The organism is Leptospira bandrabouensis (assembly GCF_004770905.1).
In the GTDB taxonomy this organism is placed as follows: domain Bacteria; phylum Spirochaetota; class Leptospiria; order Leptospirales; family Leptospiraceae; genus Leptospira_A; species Leptospira_A bandrabouensis.
Genome location: NZ_RQHT01000003.1, coordinates 104,392 through 129,973, shown reverse-complemented (window position 1 = coordinate 129,973; position 25,582 = coordinate 104,392). Strand labels below are relative to the sequence as shown.

Here is a 25,582-nt window from a genome sequence, read left to right as displayed (position 1 = left end):
TTTTGTTTTCTTCCCTTTCTCAGTACCAACACCACCGAATGACACACTGAAAAGGCCTAAATCATTGCATAAAATCAAAAAACAAATCAAAGATATTAGTTTTTTTAACTTTTCCTTTCATTGCTTCTACAACTTTTGAATATACTTCTTCCATTGCATCTACACATTTTTCCATTTCATGGCCTGAAGCAATCTGAATGGAATTTTTAGAGAACTTAGCATACTCTTCAGGATTACGGATGATTTCAAGGGCGGCTTGTGCGATCCCTTTGGCATCGAAAGATTTGGCAATGTATCCATTTTCACCATGACGGATCAGTTCTGGTAAAGCAAAGGCATCCACACCGACAGCAGGTAACCCACAAGCAATGGCTTCTAAAACAACAAGACCTTGTGTTTCCATAGTCGATGCAGTTAAAAATACATCATACTTTGGATATTCTTCATGTAACACGGCATTGGGGATAAATCCTTTGAAGTTTACAGCATCTTGAATCCCTAAATGTTCGGCTTGTCTTTGTAAAGATGGAATGGCGGGACCTTCACCAATGATTGTCAAAGTTGCTTTCGGATAATGTTCATGGATAGTTTTGAATGCATTAAGGATCACATCACAATTTTTCTCATAAGAGATTCTCCCTACATGCAAAAACTTGGGAGCATCCCCTGCCGCATATGTTTTTGGAGTCCCTTGAAATCTTTTTAAGTCCATTCCATTAGAAACCACAGTTATCGGACGAGTGATTCCATATTCTATGAGTTGTTCTTTGATGAGATGACTCGGGGAAATCACTACATCGCATCTATTATAGATATCATTACATATTTTTAGAATGATTTTTTTGCGAATATTAAAGTTATCAAATTTTACAATTTTATCTAACTCATCGATATTTAGTTTTTTCTTAAACTTGTTTGCTTTGAAAAAAAGTTTATCGAGTTTGAATAACCGGTAAAAGGATACATACATTTCCTGCTCAGCCATCAAAGTATGATAGGTACCAATGGTAGGAATACCAAATCGTTCAGCAGCATTCACAGCATAAAGACCCAAAAGTCCCGGGGTGTGGATGTGAATGAGGTCAGGTTTGAAATCTTCAATAATTCGTTTGATTTTGCCAGGTGAGGGCAAAACCACTTTAATATCGGGGTAACTTGGCAAGTATCCAGAACGAAATCGAACCACCTGGATATTGTCCGTCATCCGATCAAAGTCCCCGTCCCCATATTTGGGTGCACAAATACAAAATTCGTGGCCTCGCAAAGCCAAAAGTTCAGAAAAATTTTTAATAGAAACAGCGACTCCGTCGGTTTTTGGCAAAAAAGTATCGGAAAAATATAAGACTCGCAACTGTTACCTCTTTACAAATTGGAGAAAAGCATTAGTCTCATCCAAAGTATGTTTTACCGAATCTATCGTTCGTTTCTAACCTTGTCCATCATTTCCTGTGCCCTTTCCGTTTCCTTAAGCCAACTTTTCTTACTCCTCTCTTTTGTTTTTTTTCTCTTTCTTCCTGAAAAACCAAAACTCAGGAGCCAATTAGTAAAAATTCTCTTCCTATTTTACGTTTGGCAACTTGTAACAGTTTTGTATCATTTCGCAGCATCTGGATTTGATTTTATAACCATCAAACACGCATTTCGCGACGAGATGAAAGACATTTTCCTAGTAACGGCATTTGTCACGGTCCAAGGGATCAAACCTGAAGACAAAAAATATCTCTATAAAACATTTTTTATCTTTGCATTAATCATTGTGATAACCGGATTTATTTCTATTTTTTCAATGACAAGACTATCTCGATTAATTTCCGATCTTTATAAAACTTCTGCTTCTTGGCCTTACCAACACCACTACGGCAAAATATCCAACGTAAATATCTACCTTCCAATCGGACTTATGAATACCCATCTTACTTTCGGCGGATTACTTGCTTTTATCTTCCCTGGTTTTGTATTCCGATTGTATGATTCTTGGTATAAAAAAGAATCATTCTCTAAAATTTCCATCAATGCTATATTACTTTTATTGGTTGCTATAGTCTTTTTATTTAACAATGCGAGGTCTTCACTTCTTGGAGCCTTTGTGAGTACTTTATTCGGAATATATGTTCTAATTTTTATCGATAAAGATATAACAAAAAAAATGTTAAAACGAATTGGGATATTAATTTTACTCTCTTTGATTTTGGTATTTACAGGCTACAAAACTACAAATGCAGTCAAACGAGTCGTAGATCCTTTGTTTGGTGGAGAGAAACACACTGATTCGGGTAGAACCTTTATTTGGGATTCCACCTTTCCTCTAATTGAAAAAAATCCTATTTTTGGAATTGGATCAGGGAACTACCAAAAAGAAATCGAAATTTCCAGGAAAGAAAAGGAAAAAGAACACAAAGAACTAAGTTTCTTTTATGAAGTCACACAAAGAGGACACGCTCACAATGATTACTTTCATTTAACAGCTGTATTCGGTGTGCCTCAAGGGATCTTATACTTACTTTTATTTGTAGGAATACTTTATACACTATTAAATGGGTACATTCCTAAAGAAACTAGGTTTATGACTTATGGTTTAGTAGGATTTTTCTTTTCTGGTCTTTTACAATGTTATTTTCAAGATGATGAAGTATTGATTGTGTTTTACTTTTTACTTGGGTATCTTAACATTTACGCCGAGTCCAATCATAAAAACGAATTAAAACTTAAAGGATAAATCTAATGGCACCAAAAAAACTCTCACCTCAAGGCGAATGGTTTGTAGATGCAACCGGAAGAAAAGTGATTTTAAGAGGAGTGAACTTAGGGGGAGACACAAAAGTTCCTTTTCCTAACGGTGGAACACAGTTCCCAACGGATTTTTCAGACCACAAAGAAGTGAGTTTTATTGGCCGACCTTTTCCTCTTTTCGAAGCAGATTCCCATTTCACGAGACTCAAAAAATGGGGATTTAACGTAATTCGTTTATTAACCACTTGGGAAGCAGTCGAACATAAAGGACCAAATCAATACGACGAGGCCTATTTGGATTATTTTACAGAAATTGTTCGGATGGCTGGAGAATATGGATTTTATGTATTTATAGATTTTCATCAAGATGTTTGGTCTCGTATGACCGGAGGTGATGGCGCTCCTGGTTGGATCTTTGAAAAATTGGGAATTGATTATCGTAAACTTTCGGAAGCAGATGCAAGCATAGTCATGCAAAGAGCATACGATTATTCAAAACCAGGAATTCGGCAGGAAGACAATTATCCAACCATGTGTTGGTCACAAAACTATCGTTATGCTGGCAATGGAATTCTTTGGACTTTGTTTTTCGGAGGAAAAGATTTTGCACCCAACTTCTTAATCGAAGGCCAGAATGTTCAAGACTATTTGCAAGGCCACTATTTGGGTTGTATGAAACAAATCGCAGAGAGGGTGAAAGATTTTGACTTTGTTTTAGGTTTTGATTCCCTAAACGAACCAGGAAAAGGTTTTATCGGAAGGGCCTTAAATGATCGAGGTCTTACCAACAAAGAAGAAGATCCCGCAAAACCGGGCCTTGGTTGGTCACCAATAGATGCTTTGTTTTCTTCTCATGGTTATTCCGTAGACTTACCTTATCTTACTCTTAAAATCTGGAAAGGTGGATTTGTTCCTACCAAAACTGTAACCGTAAACCAAAACAAGGTTTCTATTTGGTTACCTGAATCACCTGGTGATCCCTTCCAATTAGAAGGCGCTTATACCATTACAAAAGATGGTACACCTTTCATCGAAAAAAATGATTTTTTTCAAACCGTAAATGGTAAAGCCGTAGACTTTGATGCAGATTACCTAATTCCTTTTATGCGCACTGTTGGTAAAACCATTCAAGAAATCAGAAAAGATTGGATGGTTTTTATTGAAAGAGAAGCATCTGATGCATTCACACATCCTTATCTAAATGGGGAAGTTCCGAAATTATCTGTAAATGCGGCACATTGGTATGATATACTAACTCTCCTTTTCAAAACCTTTCTTTATCCCATTGCGATTGATACTTTGACCAAACGTCCTGTATTTGGAAAGTCTGGAATCGAAGCCATGTATGTACGGCAGCTAACGAGAGTTAAAAATACCGCTGATTCCGTTCCCGGTAAAATTCCAAGTCTGATTGGAGAATTCGGCATTCCTTTTGATCTACAAGGTGGGAAGGCATACAAAGAATGGAAAAAAGGAAACCATTCTCCCAAAATTTGGAAACTTCATGTGATGGCTCTAGATTCCATGTACAATGCGATGGACCAACTCTTTTTATCAAATACACTTTGGAACTATACTGCATCGAATGAAAATGATTTAATGGTGGGAGATGGTTGGAACCAAGAAGACCTAAGTATTTTTTCGAAAGACCAAATCATCCCAGGTTCAGACCCCGATGTTTATGGGGGTGGAGGAAGAGCTATCGAAGGTTTTTGTAGACCTTATGCCGCTTTTATCCAAGGAACACCCTTACAAATGAAATATAACTTAGAAAATAGAGAATTTTATTTGGAATGGATCTCTGACCTTGCCATCGAAGAACCTTGTATCATCAAAGTCCCACGGTTTGTTTACCCTAATGGCGTACAAATTGTACTTTCAAATGCAGAAAAAATTTCCGAAACAGAAGGGGAATTGGCAGTCAAAGGAAATGGAGGAAAGGCAACTCTCATCCTAAAACCATTATGATTGATTTAGAGTCTTTACTACAAAAATACCCCTGGGAAGAACGATGGAAATCTTTAGCAACACCAATTGATTCGCTTTGGGAATTTGATCTCCCTGTAACAAGAGAAGAAATTTGGCCCCATTTGATCGATACTTCTGCTTTAAACCAAAGAGCGGGTATGCCTAAGTTCGATTACCAGGAAAAAGACGGAAAACTCTTTGGAAAAACCAGGCAGGTCGGTTTCCAATTGGAGTGGGAAGAAGTTCCTTGGGAATGGGAATATCTGAAAGAGATTGGAAACGCACGTATTTATAAAAAGGGATTTGGACACTACGTTCGCACCAGATTCATCTTAGAGACGTTAGGTGAATCTAGAAGTAAAGTCTATTTATACTTTGGATGGATTCCAAGAAATTTCTTTACGCGAAAACTTTTGGAATATGCAATGCCAAAACTAGAAGTTACCTATCGCAAAGCATTAATAGATATAGCTGAAGAAATCAAACGTAAAAAACCGCAAAAAAATCTGATCCCAGGAAAAGAATTTTCTTATGCCCCCGAAGGTCAATGGATCCATCCAGAAAAACTTGAGAAAGAAACTGAAAACCTAATTAAAAAAGGAGTTTCCCAAGAAACAATTTCTACGGTTTTCCAATGGATTAAATCTGCATCCGACAACGAATTAGACAGAATTCGCATAAAGGAAGTTAGCCGAAACTTAAAACTAGATCCCGATGAAGTATTATTTTTATTCTTACATGGCTGTCGTTTAGGTATATTTACACTTAGTTGGGATATTGTTTGTCCTCATTGCCGGGGCGTACGCACAAGTCTCACTCGTCTGAGTGACTTACCATCAAAAGACGAATGTGAAGTCTGCGAAATTGATTTTGATACCACGGGTTTTAATTCTATAGAGGTAACATTCCACATACATCCAAGCATTCGAGTGATTGAAAAACAGTTTTATTGTGCAGCAGAACCCGCAACAAAACAACACATCTTACTTACAAAAACAATCCCAGCAAATAAATCTTACTCATCTAGTTTACTCATTGGACCCGGAGTGTTTCGATTAAGGAAAAAAGGTGATAAAAAATATAGACTCGTGGATATCAAACCCAGCTATAAGCAAACAGATATTTTGTGGTTACCAGAAACCAAAGAAGAGGAAATCAAAGTTTCCCCCAAACCAAACTTAGTGTTTGAAAATGAATCTGATACTGATGTTACCATCATCCTAGAAGAAAGAAATGAAGACCAAATAAGCCTTCGGCCTTCAGAAATATTCAATTACCAAGAATTTCGGGACTTATTCTCCGAAGAAGCCATTGCTACCAACTTACAATTAGATATTGGAATCAAAACCATTCTCTTTACAGATATAGTCGGTTCGACAAAGTTTTACGAAACCGAAGGAGACCACGGCGCGTTTTTACAAGTGCGCGAACATTTTATCAAAACAAATCAAATCATACAAAATTTTAGGGGAGTCGTTGTGAAAACTATAGGAGATGCTGTTATGGCAAGTTTTTTTAGCCCCTTACAAGCATTAAAGGCAGCAAAAGAAATGCAGGAATGGTTCCATCCGGAAAACCAACATACACCTGTTAGGATCAGAATTTCTATCCATACAGGGAATTGCCTTGCCGTAAACCTAAACAGTAACATCGATTACTTTGGTAACACCGTCAATTACACCGCCAAACTCCAGTCAGTGACAAACTCCGGCGAAATTTCTTTTAGCGAAACGATCTTTCGCGACCGAGACATCCGCGAATACCTTCGCTCCGAATCCATCAAACTCCGTAAAATCGAATTCCCACTGCCCTGGGCAGACCGAACCGATTTTGTCTATATCTGGAAGGTTTAGAGTTCCCATATTCATATTCTTCCAGCGAAACACCATGTTTCAGCTGGTGGACCAAGGCCTACTCTGACCAAACCTTACCGTGGGGACAGGTAATATACTTTAAAGGACAATTGGTTGCCTCACCTGAGTTTTGAGTAAACCTCTGGGCGCCTCGCATTGGCTTGGTGGCCATCTATTCCCTCTAGAACCGACCGCGCTTTTCGCTCCAATCTTTCGCTTCGCGAAAGGATTTCCGCTGCAATCGCTGGCGTTGGGACTGGTTTAGTATTGTTGAGACTCACTCCGAAAGAATCAGAGATATCTTATGCCAGACTTCTAAGTTTGGTAATGGTTTTGTTGTTTCTGCCAAAACAAACGATTTTGAGTCCCCATATATTGGAGAATTATCAAGAGCAGAATATCTTAAAACTTTCATTTCATTATTTGCGAATGTAAAATAGATAAAACTTCCTTGTCTATCGATATTCAAGTTATTGATTTCACAATCAATTCTATTGATTACAAATTCCTCCGTTTTAGTATCCCATTTATTAATTGGATCAACGAATATATACTTGCCTTCTTTGCGATAGATTTTTCCTTTTTGTTTCCAGACTGTAATCGTCCCATCCGGATCGTGGTCTACTATTTTTATTTCCCCCTTTCTATCAATGTTATATTTCGTTTCATAGCTACCTCTATCCCATGCCTTTCCAAAAAAGTAAGATTCTATACCTTTTTTTTTAATTTCCTCTATGGCTTTCATACAAGTTAGTGCCTGTTTTTCAATTACGCAAGGCTTGCTCCAATAGAAATCACCTTGAGAGATTTTTGGGCATTCATTTTTGAATTTTTCTAATTCTGCTTTGGACTGTGCATCGTTTTCCCTACAAGTTAAAAATAAAGTTGCAAAGATGAGTAATCCTATGAGTCGCTTCGAACTTTTATTCATACTTAAAATCTCCTATTGATCTGGTGGTTTAACTATATAAAATTCACTACGTTTTAGATAGCTAGAGTCTGGATGGCTTATCCAACGAGTTGCTGGACCATGAGTTAGATAGCTCTCCGATATCTCATACTCAAATTGACTTGTCTCTTCATTGTATCGCTTGTCAACAATCATATAAACATGGTCTGATTTCATCGCGCCATCCTTCATTTTTCTTGTGATCCCAATTTGTCCTACTTCCAAATCAGGCACTTTAAAACCGTCGCCTTTAGTCGCATTTTCAACATCACTTGAAATGATAGGACTTGTCCTCTCCAATAAATTAGATGCTTGCCTTAAATATTCCACTCCGTTTCCATGCGCTTGCTTTTTAGATATCAAATTGTTCATGCGATTTACATCGTCAGAAAGTAAATAGGTGTTTGTATTTAAGTTGGCAAACGATCCAAGGCCCGTATAACCTGCTGCAGAAAAAACTCCACCTATCCAACGAATGCAATCAGTTGCGATTATTTCTCTAAAACCATCCGACCCTACAGTATTCACACTTGAGATTTCACCGTCTGCTCCTACCTGCGCATACGTCATTTTTCCATCCAAATTGGAACCTAACATTTTTGCCACACTTGCCAAATGCTCATTTAACTTATTCTGATCTGACAAATCAACAACTTTGGATGCTTCACGAATTTCATTTCCCAATCTTTGGAAATAATCGGCATTTGTTTCTTTCGTTTTATCTTGCGTTACATTCACTGAAGACAGTGCTTCCGTAGAGGTTTTGTAACCGCCTGCAGGTTCATCCCAGAGAGGCTTCTTCTCTCTGATACGTTTGTATTCTTCAAATTCAACGAGTGCTGCCCCACTTAGCGGTATGTCCTTACCTCTTTTTTTTGTTAAAAGGTTTTCCAAGTCGGTTGTATCAGCACCCAATAATCTTAATTCTAGAAGTTTCTTCTCAGAATTCAGCCTTGTATCTTTAGGAAAATTATCCAAAATACTATTTTTTATCGCTTCAATTTTATCAAAATTTGCCAATGCTTGTGCTGCCGATATATTTGGATTATATTGTCCGCTGTTACTACTTGTAATTTCTTTTCCTACTGCATCAAATAGTTTGATTTTCCCATTTGAATAATTAGTCCCAAATATAGTTCTATTGATTTGGAAACTAGTCTCCATGATTCTTCCGTCTTCTCTTAGAATCAGCGCTTGTAATTCGCCATTTTTCACTCTCACAAAGTAATCTGTTCCATTAATATTCTGCTTAAAAAATTCAGAGCCGTAAATATTGATTTTATCAGTTTTGTTAAAGCTATCGACTTGGTCTCTTGTAAAGACAACTTCTCCGAATTTATTTTTCTCCCGATGATTTGTATCGCTGTTTTGAACATGACTACTTAAAGCAGTTTCATTCCCAAAAAATGAATTGATAGAACTAACAATTCCGAGTTGCATACCGTCTGCAGTTTTGTATTGTATACCAGCGAGAACATCCGCTTGGTGTAGAGCAGCTACTTCATCAGCTGTATATAACTTTCCAGTCTCCGAAACATATTTGTCTGTGGCGGAATCATAGACCAAACTTCTATTGGCTGCACCTGCCTCTACATCCTTCTGGAACTCATCTGCCAATGTATCATTCTGACTATTAATCTCAAAAGCCGGAATATCAACTCCACCAACTCCTGACTGATCAGAAATGTCTGGATTCATCGAATCAATTAAGACAGAATTTGCCAAATCATAATCTAAGTGATCATTCGATCGATCCGTTGTTTGATTTTCTTCCCCCTCTTCTTCCTTCCGACGATCCTTTTCTAATACTAAAGTCTCTCCAGCACCTGCTTCCGCTCCTTGCGAATTGGAGCCAGAAGTACCTGAAAAAAGTTTGGCGGCAGCTACTGCACCACCCGCTAACAAACCAGCAAGTGCGAATCCCGCAGCAGAGAAATCACGAAAAAAATCTCCTTCTTGTTCAGGAGTTTCCTTACCTTCAGAGGAGTTATCTCCCGCTCCAATTTCACTTTCATCTTGAGCTGCATTGATATTCTGTTCGGCAAAATTCATTTCCTGCATTTCAAATCCATTCTTTGTATTTCTTCCCAAAGTCACTCCTTGTAACTCTGATGAGGCGGATACTTCATCTTTATCAATAGAGGTAGTTAATCCCAGTTTTGAATTTGGATCTGTATAACCAATGCTTCCACTCAAACCACCTCCATTTAAGTCATACATAAGGGAAAAGTTCGCATCCTTTCTTGGACCTTTCCCTGTGGGATTATAATTAAATCCAACATTGGAAGCCCCATTCGTAGTAAAATCGGCAGCGATTTGCACACCACCAGCCAAGGACTTAGAAGCTTGTAAGGTCGTATCTCCCTTCTCGGAAAAACTAACAGTGATATTATTCAGATTGTTTCCAATCCCAAGAGAACCTCCCCAACCATTCTGTTCAGAATAACTTACACCAAGTCCTGGAACCATTCCCTTAAAAAAACCAGATTGGATTTTTCCCATACCTTGGGTAATTCCACCTAACACTCCATTGGCTAAACCGGCAATTGCTCCTTTAGGACCCTCATGGCTTCCTGCTATAGTTTGTACAAAAGTGGTTGCTACCGCTTCTCCAACTTGAGCCGTCGCTGGTAATATTCCATTTGTTATGCTACTAGCCACCTTTCCTATACTTGAAAGAACAGAATTAACTCCAGCCAAAGCACCACTTGCACCTAACGTAATGGCTATGGAAACAGCATTCACAGCTGTTTGTCTCACAGCTTTTGCCCGAGCTTTCTTATCCGCTTTTTGTTTTTGGTAAGTAGAGTAAGTAGAATCAACGATCTGGTTAATGGCGGACTCATCCATTCCCCAAGATTTTGACAATTCTTTGGAAATAGCTTTTTTTCCAAGGTCTTCTACTACGGCTTTTGAATCACTATAGTCTAAATAATTACTTTTATGTTGAGTCCAGTCTGCTTTCATACCTAGAGCTTGAAACGTATAACCTAAGTAAGCATCCTCAGATGAATTTTGAGATAAATTTCCTGCATTGCTGATGCGATTTGCGTCTTTCAATATGGATTGAATTTCATCCTCTGGCATTCCAAAGGCGACGACCGCCGTTTTTATAATACCACCAGTTGAACCCAATAACACAGAACTAAAATCAAAGATAGGATTTTTGGCCATTGCTTTGTTTGCTTTTTCTGCTTTGATCTGATTCATCTTATCGCCTAACATCTTAGAAACCTCTTCGATTGGTAAACCAGTAGCCTGCGACACTGCTACAGAAATTCCATTCTGAACTAACATCTGTTCATTTTCTTTAATCTCTTCTAAACGTTTTCCAGTCCCTGCAATTTGATTATTAGTCTTATTATATTGTTTCTCTCCTGCTAAAGTTTTATACAAAGCCAATGCAGGTGCCTGCATCAAATTAACGGCAACGTTCGACATACCGAATGCCCCATAGTCCATAATTTTTTGGCCAGCCGACAATGCTTTTGCAGTGATCGATTCATATGCCTGGATTGGATTTTTAATTGAAATATATTGATCACGCGACTGAATCTTTTTAGCAGACATTCTACCTCGCATAAAATCCACCATCATGGAAGCTGTTTGTATATCTGACTCACTGCCACCTGTTGCTTTAACCCAAGCTTTCGCCATCTCACTGTTAATTGTTGATTCTAATTTTCCTTTTAATGAAGCTTTAACTCCTGCGGCACCTCCCGTGAAATATGCGACTGCCAATTCTTGAAAAATGGAATCTGCACTTTCCTGCGATTCCTTTCTTTCTAAATACAATGCCTGATTTCGATTGTCTTTCTCTTGGATCGATATCAAATTCGAGTTGATAAATTTTTTATCATTTTGCAGAGAATGAGTTAAAAAAGATTCTGTGATTTCTGATTTTTTTTGGTATAACGATTCCCAATCTTCTTCATTCCAAATATTAAAAAAATCATTAGTTTTGGTTAATTGTATTTTTCCTATCGAACTTAACTGAACATGGCGGACTTCTTCCATTTTGCCAGCATTGTACTGCCCATCTGCATTTTTACCTGCAAGTAAACCATTATGAATTTCTTTTTTTAAAGTTAGAACCCCATTCCTTGTATCGATGACAGTTTCATATTCTCTTTTGAGTAAAGACTGACAGAGACTCTGCTCTGGATTTTCATAACACGATCCGAATCTTGATTGTTCTTCTTTTGAAAGTTGCGTTACATCATAACTTCCGAGTAAAATTTTCTCCTCTTTGGAAAGTTCTCTTCCACCTAAAGAATCCCAACGAATTTCATAAGCCATTTGGTTAATCAGTTTCTTCTGTTCTGATAGTTTTAATTCCTCTAAATCATTGTTCATTTGAAGGACAGATGCATATTGACCTACACCAACTATACTTCGCTGTAGATCCTGCAAAAGATTGCTATTACCAATCGTTATATTTTCTGTTGACCCATCGAAAATACTTGAGTTTTTAAATTCCAAAAGTTTGGCATCTTGAAACGGAACCCACTTACTGGAAGGAGACCAAGATGAAATGGCGGGGGAAGGACTCTCGGCTAGCTCACCATTTTTATATAATTCTGTCCACGAATTAAGTCCGTTTCGTTTTTCTTCCTCGAGACGCGACAACCAATCTTCCTTAGATCGTTCCAATTCCATTCGATTGGTATCAAGTTTTGTCTTTGCATCTGCGATTAAGTTTTCTCGATTTTCTTTCCAATTTTCATAAAAATCAGAATACTCTTTTACTTTTGTTTCCCAATGAGAAACAGCAGGAAGTAATGTATTCTGGAAATGGTCCCTCTGTCCACCTAACTGAGAGTAATTTCCATTCCAATATAAAGAGGTTTGGTATGAATTATCGTCATACATTTCATAAAGAACTGAATATCCGATAGCACCCATCTGGAGATCCAACCTTTTGGGAGTACCTACGGACAAATATCTTTCAGCTAACCATAAACCATATTTATCTTTTCCATCTAACAATAAATTTCCACTTGTATGATATGCTCTATCAAATGGGATATAAAAGTCACCTAACTTTTCGTTGTTTATATAATTATATACATCAGTATACAAATTTGCCGATAGAATCGACTGAACACTTCTACCTTCACCTAATCTTCCATTAATAATAGAAGCTAAACTTTGGTAATTGGAATTGTGGATTGATTGAAATATTGCTCTTAATTCTGAATCATAAACACGACCAAAATTTCCGATTTCTCCAGACCCACCCGCCAACCAATTTTCATAACGTTTATCAGAAGAAAGTTGCCAAAAAGATTGATTCCTTAGATTCCACTGTGCACCTCCTAAATCAAATTTTGCTTTAGTTTGATCTAAATTGATTTGAAAACCAGTTTGATACGTATAAATTTGATCATGATACCGCAAATATTCAGAAAATGCCTTATTCGACTCATTAGATAAAAAATCTCTGATTTTTGTAGAAATGAGAGTAAAAATGGAATCTGGATCAATATTGGGACCATTTAATTCCAAAGCTAGATCTCCAATAAACTTCGAAAATAACTTGCCAGCTTCATTAAAACTACCATCAAAATTTTTATACTGACATCCAGTATTGACAGAACATTCTGAATCCAACCCAAGTTGTAATTGAGATACCATTTCCCTTAATGCAGTTTTAATTGTTTCTTTATAAGAATTAATTGCAGTTAAGTTATCTGAAAAACGAATTTCAGTTTCTGCCAATGATTGAATGTATGCCTGGTAATCACTTTCTAATTCAGTAAATGAATTGGAAAACGAATCCAAACCCTCTTGTCTTGTTTGGTTCCACTGAAACTCCCATTCTTTTGCTGATTCTAATATTCTATTTCTATTTTCATTGATTTTAAGTTCTTCTTTAGTAAATTCTTCATACATTGATACCTGACCGATTCTTTGGAAGTAAAGGGAATCCACTTTACCTGTTTCTAATTTATGCAAAAAGGAATTCCTGTTATCGAAATAATCATCCATCAACTCCCTTTCCCAGGCTGAATACAAGACTGTCACTTCGGAAAATAAAGATTTCCTTCTTTCATCCAAATAACCCTCATTTGCGATAAAAGCATCTGAGCCATCTTCCAAAGCTAACATTTGTTCTACCATTATCTCAGCAGTTTCTTTCCACTGACTTATTGATTGAAATAAAACCTCTTCCACTTTATAATCCCATTCTTCCAAAGAATTAGAAAAATATACACCCCCATAAAATTCTGAATATTCTGATGGTTGGTAAATAGGTGGGTTCCAAGTTTCAGAAAGAGACTGGCTGTAAACCTCAAAAGTAAAGAGAGTAGAAAGAAAAATATATTTTATAAAGGTAACAATATTTCGAGAGAAGGAAAATTGAGAAAACATAAAGAACCTCAACTTTCTGGGGTATCAAAAAGTAGTTTTGGTTTTAAAAAAATTTCCTATATAAAATATTTTATCTTTGGAAATAAAAAATATTAGAACAAGGAACAATCCTTCAAACAAGAATTTGCCACCTTCTCCAGGGAATAAATAGGAAATGAAAACCAAAAAGAGAAGTGGGACCATCTTATAAGTTACTTTTAATAAATCTATTGTCAAAAAATGAAACACCGAGAGGGAAATACAAACTGTCCCGAATACCAAATACTCATCGCTGAAAAAGGAAGTCTGTATTTTCCAAAGGATTAAAAAAAGGTTTAATATTAAAAACCAATGAAATTTTGATTTTTTACGAAAGAGAAACAAACCAATCCAAAAAAACAAAAATATAGGACGATATTTCATTTCTGATTTCTTTTGAAGGGAAATTTCAGATAGTTTTACAGGCCCGTTACTAAGAAACAGATTGATTTTGGATTTTAATTCATCCCACTTTATATTTTGTCCTTTGATTAAAATTTCCAAACTAGTATCACCATTTTTATGGTAGATTCTACCTGGAGTTTTAATCTCCTTATACTGAGAAAATGATTTATCAAACAAAGTGATTCCTTTCGTTAATTTTACTCCTTTTTCTTGGTATCTTTCCAGATTTTTGTTTTGATCTACTAAGAACCGAATGTCTGTTAACTTTTTATTTATCAACATCCTACCAACAATCGCTGGTTGCAAATCCAAAGACCTTTCTCTTATTACATCTGTAATACCATAACTTAATATATTTCCAAATGTCGATGGAACATGTAACTCAAGGCCTTCGGTGGAAGGTTGGAAACACAAAACCACTTCCGAAATTCCATCAAAATTACGGAGCCAAGGAACTAAAGGGAGAATATTATTTTCTAATACTTGCGTATCCGCATTGGAAAATCTAAGGATAAAACCTGTCTCAACTTCTGAGTCACCCAAAGTATGAAAATACCCGGATTCAGTTGGTAAATTATGCAAACCTTTTTCGAGACCCTTCTCATTCAAAAGATAATAAAAAACAGCATTCGATGGATTTTGTTTCACCACTAATAAATCAGTGATTCGTTTTTTTAAAATTGTATCTTCCACTTGTTTCGTGATCCGAAGAGATTCTTGTTCTGGGATTGAAGTTGGAAATTCCAATTTAGCCATTTGAATGGTTCCATCGGGAATCTTTAGTGGATGAAAGAAAATAGCAGAATAAATTGCCAATAGGAAACTGCTAAAAAGAAAAAAAGAAACTAAAAGAAATTTAGAAAACGATTGGGAACGATCAGGTTGATTCCAAAATTTCCTAATTAAGAAAACAATAGAATCTAATCCAGACCAATAAAACTGAGGGAAAGTAATAGAAACAAAGGGAGTAAAAAGTTTTTTTAAGAATGTAATGGCTAAAAAAAAATAGAGGTTCGATAATAAGATGAAACCAAAAACTTTTGGAATCCAATCAAGGTAAATCAATATAGAAAAAATAAAGAAGGAAAAAAATGACTGTTTGACCCAAACCCCAACCCGTCTTACCGAAACAATGGCAAAAAAATATTTCCATAAAATCAGTAAAAATAGGAAAATTTTACCAATGGGGATGGCAAATAAAATACAAACGCCAAGGAAAACCAGAAGGGATGTATAATAAGCACAAAAATAAACAGAAAGTTTTATCCCTTCCAACCCAAGATAAGAAACAAAAATAACCAAAAACAAATCCACGGAAAAGAAAATGATAAAAAATCGAAACCAATCGTTCATCATTTCCTGATGACTTGAATATAACAAAATCCAATCTGTATATTCTTCTAATAACGTTTTCAATTCTCTGGTAAGATGATACTGAGAGATATGGCTCTCTGCTTTCAAAATCATAGTTTCCGAAGTTAGCCCATTAATCCGTGTTCCGTGCCGAAGGACTTTCTCTTCTAAAGACAACTTTCCCAATGAAGTAAACTTAAATCCTTCTCCAAAACGAAACGGTATTTCCATCTGAGAAAAAGATGTAAACTGAACAGGAAAATCTTTTTGAAACCAAATCTGATTTGATTGATCCAATCCAAATCCCCAATGGTAATTTCGAATGGTAGTAAAAATTTGAGATAAAGAAGGAAATTCCTTTGCATGAATCCAATTTGAATTCACTTGAACTACCATTTCACTTTCTTTATGCGAATAGTGAGTAAGTGATTCTAATCCAGAAATATTTCGTATTTTCTGTTCTAATTCCTTTCTACTTTTTTCATTCCCCTCTCTAATATTTTGTAAAATGATAATATGATGGTTATCTGGTTTACCGAATTTTATTTTCGGAAAATGAGAATCCTCAGGGAATCTTTGTCTTTGCAAAAGGTATTCATTTCGAATGATTTGAATCAAATTTTGTTTTTCAAATCCTCTTTCCAATTCCAAATGAATCAAAGAGCTCCCTATTTCTGAAATAGATTCTATTTTTTTATATCCAGAAATTGATTTTAAAATTTGTTCCCACGGTTTTGTTATATTTTCCTCTATCTGCAGTGCTGTTTTATTTGGCCAAAAAGTTGTGATTTGTAAACTGTCGTCATCTAAATCCGGAATTTCCGGCGCAAATACTAACCTTTGGATCGAAAGAGTAGAAAGTAACACAAAAAACAATACAGTAGTCAAAAGTCGGAAACGATATATTCGAATCCAATCGTCGCTCATATTTTTTTATCCAAATACTTTTGGAATATAACTGGATAGATATAAAAAACAAAGAAAACAGAAATGGGAATACCAACAAACATAGTTAATGCGATAGCCTGAGAGAACTCTGAACCAGGAACCCCGAATAAAATCACAGGGAAAACACCCATTAGAGTTGTACCAGAATTCAGAAGTATCGGCGAAACCAACCAACGAAAAGATAGTTCCATTTTCTTTGAATCTGGATCTCCTTTGGGGAATTCCATCCACCTTTCGCCAAACAAAGAAATACTATCGATAGACAAACCCAACAAAACTATTAAACCTATGTAATGCCCCAAATGGAATTCGTGTAAAAGAATAATTAAAAAAGAAATGGTTACGACCAAATACAATAAAGATATTCCTAGATAAAAACCAGGAATAAGAAAAGATTCATAAATTCCCACTAGAGCCAGATAGATAAATACAAATGAAAGAATTAGCAAAAGTATAAGATTTAGATAAAACTTGCGAATTTCCTTTTTCGCGGAAATTTGTATTACCGATAAACCAGTCTCTTTTGTAAAAAAGTTTGAATCAGAGCTAAAAAAATCGCCTACCCATTCATTATAATACAAACCAGATTCTCTATGGTATTCCGTAAAACTTTCCTGTTTTTTATAAGTAAAAAGAGAATCGATAAAAGTTGAATCGTAAGTTTTGGTTTTAAAACGAATCCGTTTGGAATCTTCTATTCCATCAGAATCAAAATCCGAAGTATCTATTCCCAAATACAAATCTCTTTTCTTTGTTTCTCCAATAGTTCCCAAAAACACTTGATTCCCGCGATAAAGAATTCTCTGTCTTAAGTCGTCCTCGTTAGGCATCAATTCGGGGATCGGAATCTGGTTACGCGACCACTCTTCCATTGTGATTTGTTTTGGAGAAAAATTGAAACTTCCATCAAACCCCAGTTTACTTGTTTTGTTTTTAAATTGATTTGTAAATTTTAATAACTCATCAAAAGATTCATGCAAAAAAATGATAGAATCCTTAGGAAGAAATGGAAGAACAATAGACACTTGTGATTCGATCGGCTCCAATTTCCAATCCCATTTTTTCTTCGAAAGGTGTTCATCCAAGATAGATTCCAATTCTTTGAGATCTTGTAACCCAAGTAGTTTCCATTGGATTGGAATTGCTTTATTAGGATTTTGTCCTTGTTTATCAAATCTTTGTTGAGGGAGAACTAAGTAAGGTCCATTTGGATTGATTTTTTGAATTTTATCTTGTAATTCCCGAACAACGCTAAGCTCCTCTGTCAGTGAAAGGTTAGATTTAGGAGACATTTGCAAATACAAACCGAGGTTTGTTTGTTTCGGAAATATTTGCCAATCAAATCCAAAACAAAGAAAAGAAACAAAAACCAAAATACAAATAACAGATGTTATCCCTTTTTTATTTAGATTTTGCCATCCCTTAAAAGATTCCTCATATTTAGAAAACAAAAATTTATCTAAACCGAGGTGTAGATCAGCCCCTTTAAATGATTCTGCAAAAGAAATCGTAACCAAAGGAACTATCCAAAAGGATGAAACAAAAGAACAAAAAACTAACAAGGCAATACAAATCCCAGAATCAGAAAAAAAACTTTTCCACTCTAGCGGGACCACAAGTAGCGGTATAAAGACAACAATAGTAGTTAAAGAAGAAGAAAATAAAGATATAAGAACAGAGCGAATTCCCTTAGAGATGGAATCAGAGATTTGTTCCTTTTCTAATTTTTTACGAATTGAGAATACAACCAAATTACTTGCATCAAATAACATCCCTATCCCAACAGAAATACCACCTAAACTAAGCAAATTGATGGAAATAGAAAAAAACAAAACTAAATGAAAAAAGAGTAAAAGAGAAAATACTACTGATACTAATAAGATAAAAGATGGAATCCAACTCCGATATAGCAGATAGGAAAACAAAAAAGCAAACAATAAACTCCAAACTAAATTAATGACAAACTGCTTTATCTGAATCCGTAATTCGTTTGAGGCATCAAAAAATATAATCGGAGAAAAATTTAATTGAAAATTTTCAATTTTTTTTTGAACATCCGAAGAAACAAACAGAGGATTTGCGGATGGATCTGTAAAAATTGCAATGTATACAGCACTTTTCCCATTTAGTCGAGTGAGTTTTTCATTTGGCAATTTTTCTTCAAATATGGTTGCTAATTGCCCAAGATGTACCGAGTGACCATCCCTTAAATCTACCGGGAAATTTAAAAGGTCTTCCTGTTTCTGAATTTGAGAACTAAACTTTAACTCTGTATCCTTTACATATCCCTCTATTTTTCCAAGCGATCCTCCTCGCATTGCCAATTGGATTTGCGATTCCAATTCACGAATGGTAATAGGAAAAATATCGAAAACTTTGGATTTCAGTGAAATAAAGGAAGATTGTTTTGGATCTCCTATGAGGCGGACTTCATTTACTCCAGAAATTCGTTCCAATTGAAAGACTAACTGTTGCAATGAGAAATCAAAACTAGTGGAATCTTTTTTATCTCTTTTCGGAATCAAGATTTCGATAAAAGGTCTTTCTTTTGTTCCACTCTGTAACAACCTCGGTGCCACAACACCAAGCGGTAGTTTATCTTTCATTTCTAAGATTGTTTGATACAACTGATCTTTGAACTCAGAAACCGAAGCTCCAAAATCTAAATCTATTTGAACCACTGACTTTCCATGTTCTGAATCGCTTCTAATTCGTTTTACCGATTTTACAGAAGAAACCATTTCAGAAATAGGAATACTTACAGAAAGATCTGTATCTTCTGCCGAATGATTCGGATATTCCGTTACCACATAATAACGAGTTGGTGTTAATTTAGGTAATAACCAAATTTCTAATTCAGGAATTCTAAAGATGGCACCCAAAAAAATACAAAAAAATAAAACCCAATACAAACGTTTGTGTTGCAACAGGGAAAGAACGTAATTTTCAAGATTCATAAAGGCAAACTAGTTTCAACTTCGTCTTCCAAGGTAAGTCCAGATAGAATTTCTAGTTCGTTCAATAAAAACGGTTTAAATTGAATGTATCGTTTGCTTATCTCCCCATCTTTTCCTTTTATGTTTACATAATGACCATTAATTTCATTTCCATGAAGTGATGATTTTGGAATTATTATTTTTCCGACAGTTTCGGGAAGTTTCACTTGCACCAAACCAAACATTCCAGGTAAAATATTATTTTGTTTTGAATCTAACTTAACTTTAATTCCAATACTATGTGACCTTGGATCCAAAAATCCACCGACGTGGTCCAACTTACCTTTGATTGCTGGCATTTTATCTAAAGAAGGAATAAAAAGGATTTCTTTCCCAGGTGTAAAAAAGGAAAGGTCTGATTCACCTATTTGGAATCCCGCTGATAACTCTCCTTTTTCTACTAAAAGCATCACAGGAGATTGAGTAGTTAATTCCCCTTCCTTGATTTGTATTTTTAAAATTTTTCCTGATTTAGGAGCTCTTAGTTTTGTTTCAGATAATAATTGTTCGTTCGATTTAATTTGGTTTTTGATAATTTTAAGATGTGACTGCGTTAATTCATATTCAGATTTTTCGAGAGAAGTATTCTTTTTTCTCCAAGTTTTTAACCTTTCTTCAAAATCTAAATTCTCGGATTCTAATTCTAAATTCATTCCCGATATCAGGTTTTCCCGATCCCGAATTAGGTTTTTATATTGGGTTTCTTTAGACTGTTCCTCCTGTTTTAGTTTTTCAATCTCAGATAAAGAAATAAAACCTTGTTTCCAAAGTATTATCTTTTTTTCTTTCAGATCTTTACTTATATTCCATTCCTTTTCTGCTAACGATATCCATTCCGTTTTTTTATCTATTTCTCGAAGTTTTACATCAACCTGTTTCTCTGCAAGTTTCCACTTTTCTAAGGCAATATTAGCATTTGATTCAGATACTTGCGCAGAAAGACGAAGCCTTTCCCCTTCCAATCGCAACAATTCATCATCGATTTCCAATAATATTTGTCCTTCTTTAACAACAGTTCCTTCCTCAACGTAAATTTTCCGAATACGACCAATTTGTTTATTGTGCAACTGAATTTCTTTTGTAGGTTCCACTACTGCTGGAAATTCAATGATCTTATTTTCTTCGATTAAACGAGGTTTTTCAAACACCAAATTTTGTTTTGGTTGTTCCGTTGCAGAAACTTCATTCAACACCTCCCAATAATTAGGAAAATATAAAATTTTTGCAAGTAGAGGAAAGCGACTCCTGATATTCCATGTAGAGAAAAGAGTATAAAAAACTGCGGAAATTACATACAAAACCCCGACTACAAGGAGTTTGCGAATCCATTGTTTTAGTCCAGCCATTCTGCTAAAATTCATACATTTGCCAATGCCAGAATCACAAAAACAAAGACTATCGGATTCACATAACCCAAACTATGCGACAAAAAAGTAATAGAATGATCTACTTGGAAAAATAACTTCTTATACAAATCTCCATTTTGAATGACAAAAAGTAAAAATAAACTAACCCAAAATAAAACCACTAAAATCGAATAATATTCCCAGTATTGTAGTAAGCCCAATATTTGATTCCCAACAAAGAGCAGACATACAAACAAGAAGAACTGTCGGACAAGACCAAAGGAAAAAGAGAAAATTTTGCCTCTAAATATTTCTTTGTTAGTTTTCCCAAAGGAAAAGATAAAATTGATACACAAGGATAGGAACCAATACAGAAAAAATACCAACAACACGCTGACTATTTGAAAAGGATACAAACTCCAAAGAGAAATTTGTTTTCCCGAATGAATTGCATTCAATTCTAAACTTCTGTTGAAACTCATAAACTCGGACCAATTCAAAATACAATGAAATCCATATAGAAAGAAATAAAGAAACAGAAAAGAAAAAGGAGACTGATACAAATCCTCTAATTGTTTTTTTACCATTCCTCTTAGAAAAATAATTCTGTCACCAATCGATTGATAAAAGCCAAACCGTTTCATTTTTTTTCACCCAACTCCTTTTGTAATCGATCCAAATGGGTTTGAAATTGTTTGCCTTGGGCCAATAAAAGTTTTTTTTCGTGAATTCTATCTTTGTGTTTGGTGAATTTTAAATATAACAAACATGCTTCGGGTGAGACAGTCAATAAATCAACGAGCCTCGATTCATCATTCGCAGAAACGGTTACTTGTGTTTTAGAAAGAATTACTGCCTTAAAATAAAGTAAAACGATTTCAGGAGTTTTGTTTTGTATCGAATTCCAATGAGAGAAAAACTCGCTCCAATTACCTTGATAGAACAAGGTTTTTGCAAACAAAACCTCTTCCTCACTGACAAATTTTCGATTCTTTTGGATATCTTTTAAAATTGAGTTTACAACTGTTAAATGACCAGAACGATATGCTTCCTTTAAAATTTTCAATTCTGATCGATCGGACACTGGTTTTGAACAAGAAAGTGAAACCAAAACCACTAAGATCATACTGTATCTTTGATTCACTTTTCCCCCTCCTCTTTATTCCGAAACGATTCATAAAAGGGAATTGGTTCGTCGGGATTCCAGTTCCAATCAAAACGACTGATTTCATTTTTATCAAAACGAATACAAAACATTCTAATTCGTTTGGTTTTATTTTCTAAAGAAAAGTGATAACGTAATAAAAATACACCGGTAGCACCTACCGAAGTCGCACGTTCTTTCCAAATTTGAATTCTTGGTTTTTCCTCTGTCCATTCCGGTTTCAAATTTTTCTGAAACACTTCTATATTATCATTTGTTATACGCTTTATCTCTTGATCTTCCCATACTTTATCTCCGATCACAATAGAATATCCCAACTCCTCTAATGTTTCGGAAATCAAATGATTAACATCTCTTACTTCATCATAAGAATCATAAAAAGTTGGAGAGATAGTATTTACAAAAAGCATCTTTTCCCCATTTGGTAATGGGTAAGTGATTTTTTGTAAATGATGACGATCAAAATGGCAAGATAACAAAGTTACCACTAGGAGAATCCATATATATTTCATTTTGCCTCCACCTGGATCACAAATCCAACTTTCATCCGTTTTCCTGAAATAGATTTTGCTTCTGGTTCCAATCGAAATTCATAATACGGATAAAAGTTTGGCGATGAGGCCGAGGCCGATATATTAAAATCACCACCAGTCGCAATATTTCCGAATAACGTACCGTTACAACTAGCCTCACTTTCCGCATAGGAATAGGTTAACTCTCTACACCCAAATGGATATGTTGTTTGACAATTTGCCCAAACCCATGTCGACAAACGAATATTTGTCGAAGGTGGTGAAATTTTTGATAACCTACTTGCACCAATCACTGAGGTTGTATCCATATATTGATTAAAAAAGATACGAAAATTATCAGTATTCACATCCGCGCAAGCAAGAGTGCTGCCTGAAATCCCAGTTCCATCATCGCCACCTCTAAACTGGTAGAAGTTAGGACTTAATATAGGTAAACCACGGCTCCAAAAACAAAAATTAGAATCCCAGCGAGCACCTGTCACCGAACCTATTTCTTGAGTTCCTAATCCACAGTTTTGTGATTCTAAACCAAATCCTATGACTTCTGGATCACTTAAGTCAGGCCCCACTAAAAAATTTCGTTGTATAGTTTCCTTAAGTTCAGCTCCATCATATGCATGGATTCCTTTCGGGAATAAGATATGGTATCTTGTCTCAGGTAACAAAATGGAATCAGGTAAAATTTTAAACTGCGATGGGTTCTCCCATTCCAAACGATAAGAAAGAGAAGGTTCGATCCTTAGCCCCAATTCTACTTCTTTTTGGTTCATTGGTTTTGTGAATCGAATGAGTAACGTAGGTGGCCCAGGAATCCCTGAACACACGGAACCAACATCACCTAACTTAAGATCTGTGGAATTTCCACCAGCCAAACATTCCGATTCGGTTCCTGTGAATACAATGAAAGATTCTAATTCAGGAGATTCAGGAATTTCCTTTTCTCCAACACGAAAAGGAATGGTATAAACTCGGTCCAAATCCTTTCCATTTTTAGCTTCACACTGTTTTGTGACTTTGATTATATAACCACCTGACGGTAGTTCACTTTTTGGGAAAAATTTCAAACTTAAATCGTTAGTTTCAAATGCACCTCTCACTTGTGGTTCCATAGAAAAAGCCGAAACACAAGATTGAATGGACATAGGATGACTAAATAATACAGAAATGTTCGTTTCTGGATTTACATCGATTGTATCGGAAGCAGGGAAAAATGATAAAATTTTAGGTGTGTCTTCCCAATTTAATAGTCCCAAAAGGTCTTTTGCGGATCCAAATTGGGAATGACAATTCACAAACAAAACAAAACTTAAAATTCCCCATTTAACGAGTTTCATACGGATCCTCCATTAAGAATGGGTAAGGTTTTTTCAATTTTGGTTCGTTTATTTTTCGATTTTCTGAGGAAAAATCCTGTTTCCAATTTTCTAAGATCATGGAAAGATCACTTGGAACAATTTTGGATTCTAGTTTGTAATACCGATTATCAAAAGGATCTTCTCCAAGTAACAAAACTAATTCGAGTGCGTTTGTTATATATTGAAAGTAATGATCTAATAAGGTTTCCAAACCAACAAAAATCTCTTCTTCAGATTTCAAATACTCAATTTCTGAAATGATTCCTTGGTTTCTTTCCTCCTTTCTCAAACGATGTTGATAAAAGTTGGATTTTGTATTTTCTAAGTACAGATTGTACTTTCTATAAATTTCTATTAATTTAATTTCTGTCGATTGGATTTGGTTTAATACTAAAATTTCTGATTGTTTCCATTCAGATTTTGCTTGTAACAAACTCATTTTTGAATCAAAGATTTTTTTATTGCGACCTATATCATCAAAAAGTCCTATAGATCCACTTTGAAATGAATTTTCACCAGGTCCCACTGGTTGCGGTCCATATCCCGGAATTCTTTGAATTCCATTTCCTTCCGACTGGATTCCATTTTGTGTATTGGTTTGAAAACTAGTTCCTCCTAAGTTGGCCTGAACTCCAAAACTCAATCCATAAATTTCATTCTGCAATGGGAAACCCGCATTCCCATTTTTACCAACATAACCACCGAGTATCAGTTTAGGTTTCCAATCATTCTCTAAACTCTCTTGGTCGAGCTCTGCAAGTTCCATTTGCAATCTTGCTTTTTTTCGAATGGGATGATTTTTATCGGCAGAGTTTGTTACTAAAAATGGATCATATAACCGAATCCGTTCCGTAAGTCCCATTTCCAAAATAATATTCACACCTGGATCTAAAGACATCGCTTGTTGTAATTCCAGATGGGCAAGTTTCTTAGCAGAATCAGAATGAATTTGTTTAGATTGAAATTCTACTTCCCAAACTTTGCGTTGGTTCAAGTCTCCTTTCGGAGAAAGACCTAGTTCACTTTCCTGTATTCGTTTTTTCTCCTCCCATTGGAAACGTTCCCATCTTAGTTGGTAAATAGTATCAACTAAGATTCGTTTTACTGAGTTAAAATAAGAAAATGAAATCGACTTAAAAACCTTTTCGCGTAAAAGTTTTTTTTCTTCTGAATGAATTAACCTTCGAATTTCTATTTTTTGTTTTTCTCTTTCCGTTTCTCCTCCATCATAAAGTAGCTGTTGGATTTGTAGACGAACATCTCTATATTCTTGGTCTATTTGTTCTTGGTTTTTAGAAAAGATTCCAAAATAATGAACTCCTAATTTGGGAAGGTATTGTTTCCATTTGTCTTTGGTAAGGATGGGAAAAATCTCAGACCTAATTTGTTCCAAACCCAAATTACCATTTCGCTCCATTCCAATCCAAACACAATCCTCCCATAATAATTTGCCCTTTGCATACATGGGATGGGAAAGGAATCCTAGAAAAAAATAGAGAACCCAAATTTTATGCCACATATCAGAAGATAGGTGATAAATCAGAATTCTGGTTCCCCTTCTCCTTGGTTGTAGTGGTTTTTTGAATTT

The 25,582-nt window shown here is 35.5% G+C and carries 14 protein-coding genes; 3 read left to right on the top strand and 11 right to left on the bottom strand.

What is annotated here, in order from left to right:
- Positions 1-61: 61 nt before the first annotated feature.
- Positions 62-1,351: a glycosyltransferase gene (locus EHR07_RS01010; RefSeq protein ID WP_135743353.1), complete on the bottom strand. Its 1,290-nt coding sequence runs from the start codon at positions 1,349-1,351 to the stop codon at positions 62-64.
- 48 nt (positions 1,352-1,399) lie between these two features.
- Here EHR07_RS01010 and EHR07_RS01005 point away from each other — a divergent pair, with 48 nt between their 5' ends.
- Genes EHR07_RS01005 through EHR07_RS00995 form a run of 3 tightly spaced genes read left to right on the top strand, consistent with a single transcriptional unit; the run spans position 1,400 to position 6,551 of the window.
- Positions 1,400-2,716, top strand: a complete 1,317-nt coding sequence (locus EHR07_RS01005; RefSeq protein ID WP_135743352.1) for an O-antigen ligase family protein — start codon at positions 1,400-1,402, stop codon at positions 2,714-2,716.
- 5 nt (positions 2,717-2,721) lie between these two features.
- Positions 2,722-4,698 carry a glycoside hydrolase family 5 protein gene (locus tag EHR07_RS01000; protein WP_135743351.1) on the top strand — a complete coding sequence of 659 codons (1,977 nt, stop codon included), beginning with the start codon at positions 2,722-2,724 and terminating at the stop codon, positions 4,696-4,698.
- On the top strand, positions 4,695-6,551 hold the full coding sequence (locus EHR07_RS00995; RefSeq protein WP_135743350.1) for an adenylate/guanylate cyclase domain-containing protein: 1,857 nt from the start codon (positions 4,695-4,697) through the stop codon (positions 6,549-6,551). Before EHR07_RS01000 ends, EHR07_RS00995 begins: the two co-directional genes overlap by 4 nt.
- 277 nt (positions 6,552-6,828) lie before the next feature.
- On the opposite strand, the gene EHR07_RS00990 is transcribed toward EHR07_RS00995, so the two are convergent.
- Genes EHR07_RS00990 through EHR07_RS00945 form a run of 10 tightly spaced genes read right to left on the bottom strand, consistent with a single transcriptional unit; the run spans position 6,829 to position 25,459 of the window.
- Positions 6,829-7,482, bottom strand: coding sequence for a hypothetical protein (locus EHR07_RS00990; protein WP_135743349.1), 654 nt, complete (start codon positions 7,480-7,482; stop codon positions 6,829-6,831).
- A gap of 12 nt (positions 7,483-7,494) precedes the next feature.
- Positions 7,495-13,875 carry a TIGR04388 family protein gene (locus EHR07_RS00985; protein WP_135743348.1) on the bottom strand — a complete coding sequence of 2,127 codons (6,381 nt, stop codon included), beginning with the start codon at positions 13,873-13,875 and terminating at the stop codon, positions 7,495-7,497.
- A 24-nt stretch (positions 13,876-13,899) separates the two neighbouring features.
- Complete coding sequence (locus EHR07_RS00980) at positions 13,900-16,578, bottom strand: efflux RND transporter permease subunit (protein ID WP_135743347.1); 2,679 nt, start codon at positions 16,576-16,578, stop codon at positions 13,900-13,902.
- A complete protein-coding gene (locus EHR07_RS00975) occupies positions 16,575-19,556 on the bottom strand; it encodes an efflux RND transporter permease subunit (RefSeq protein WP_135743346.1) in 2,982 nt (993 codons plus the stop codon). Before EHR07_RS00975 ends, EHR07_RS00980 begins: the two co-directional genes overlap by 4 nt.
- Positions 19,553-20,956, bottom strand: coding sequence for an efflux RND transporter periplasmic adaptor subunit (locus EHR07_RS00970; RefSeq protein WP_135743345.1), 1,404 nt, complete (start codon positions 20,954-20,956; stop codon positions 19,553-19,555). Before EHR07_RS00970 ends, EHR07_RS00975 begins: the two co-directional genes overlap by 4 nt.
- Entirely contained in the window at positions 20,953-21,585 is a 633-nt protein-coding gene (locus EHR07_RS00965; protein WP_135743344.1) for a hypothetical protein, read from the bottom strand. Before EHR07_RS00965 ends, EHR07_RS00970 begins: the two co-directional genes overlap by 4 nt.
- On the bottom strand, positions 21,582-22,085 hold the full coding sequence (locus EHR07_RS00960) for a hypothetical protein (RefSeq protein ID WP_238777487.1): 504 nt from the start codon (positions 22,083-22,085) through the stop codon (positions 21,582-21,584). The genes EHR07_RS00965 and EHR07_RS00960 overlap by 4 nt, the downstream gene beginning before the upstream one ends.
- The gene (locus EHR07_RS00955; RefSeq protein WP_135743343.1) at positions 22,082-22,618 is read right to left on the bottom strand and encodes a hypothetical protein; all 537 of its coding nucleotides are present in this window, start codon (positions 22,616-22,618) and stop codon (positions 22,082-22,084) included. Before EHR07_RS00955 ends, EHR07_RS00960 begins: the two co-directional genes overlap by 4 nt.
- Positions 22,615-23,973, bottom strand: coding sequence for an Ig-like domain-containing domain (locus EHR07_RS00950; protein ID WP_135743342.1), 1,359 nt, complete (start codon positions 23,971-23,973; stop codon positions 22,615-22,617). The genes EHR07_RS00955 and EHR07_RS00950 overlap by 4 nt, the downstream gene beginning before the upstream one ends.
- Positions 23,960-25,459, bottom strand: coding sequence for a TolC family protein (locus tag EHR07_RS00945; RefSeq protein WP_208739651.1), 1,500 nt, complete (start codon positions 25,457-25,459; stop codon positions 23,960-23,962). Before EHR07_RS00945 ends, EHR07_RS00950 begins: the two co-directional genes overlap by 14 nt.
- Positions 25,460-25,582 lie beyond the last annotated feature (123 nt).

Bases quoted from the DNA above. Each gene is read 5' to 3' on its own strand.
- EHR07_RS01000 (WP_135743351.1), top strand. From the start codon at position 2,722: ATGGCACCAAAAAAACTCTCACCTCAAGGCGAATGGTTTGTAGATGCA.
- EHR07_RS00950 (WP_135743342.1), bottom strand. From the start codon at position 23,973: ATGAAACTCGTTAAATGGGGAATTTTAAGTTTTGTTTTGTTTGTGAAT.
- EHR07_RS00995 (WP_135743350.1), top strand. From the start codon at position 4,695: ATGATTGATTTAGAGTCTTTACTACAAAAATACCCCTGGGAAGAACGA.
- EHR07_RS00990 (WP_135743349.1), bottom strand. From the start codon at position 7,482: ATGAATAAAAGTTCGAAGCGACTCATAGGATTACTCATCTTTGCAACT.
- EHR07_RS00980 (WP_135743347.1), bottom strand. From the start codon at position 16,578: ATGAGCGACGATTGGATTCGAATATATCGTTTCCGACTTTTGACTACT.
- EHR07_RS00985 (WP_135743348.1), bottom strand. From the start codon at position 13,875: ATGTTTTCTCAATTTTCCTTCTCTCGAAATATTGTTACCTTTATAAAA.
- EHR07_RS00955 (WP_135743343.1), bottom strand. From the start codon at position 22,618: ATGAAATATATATGGATTCTCCTAGTGGTAACTTTGTTATCTTGCCAT.
- EHR07_RS01005 (WP_135743352.1), top strand. From the start codon at position 1,400: ATGTTTTACCGAATCTATCGTTCGTTTCTAACCTTGTCCATCATTTCC.
- EHR07_RS00965 (WP_135743344.1), bottom strand. From the start codon at position 21,585: ATGAAACGGTTTGGCTTTTATCAATCGATTGGTGACAGAATTATTTTT.
- EHR07_RS00945 (WP_208739651.1), bottom strand. From the start codon at position 25,459: ATGTATGCAAAGGGCAAATTATTATGGGAGGATTGTGTTTGGATTGGA.
- EHR07_RS00970 (WP_135743345.1), bottom strand. From the start codon at position 20,956: ATGAATTTTAGCAGAATGGCTGGACTAAAACAATGGATTCGCAAACTC.
- EHR07_RS00975 (WP_135743346.1), bottom strand. From the start codon at position 19,556: ATGAATCTTGAAAATTACGTTCTTTCCCTGTTGCAACACAAACGTTTG.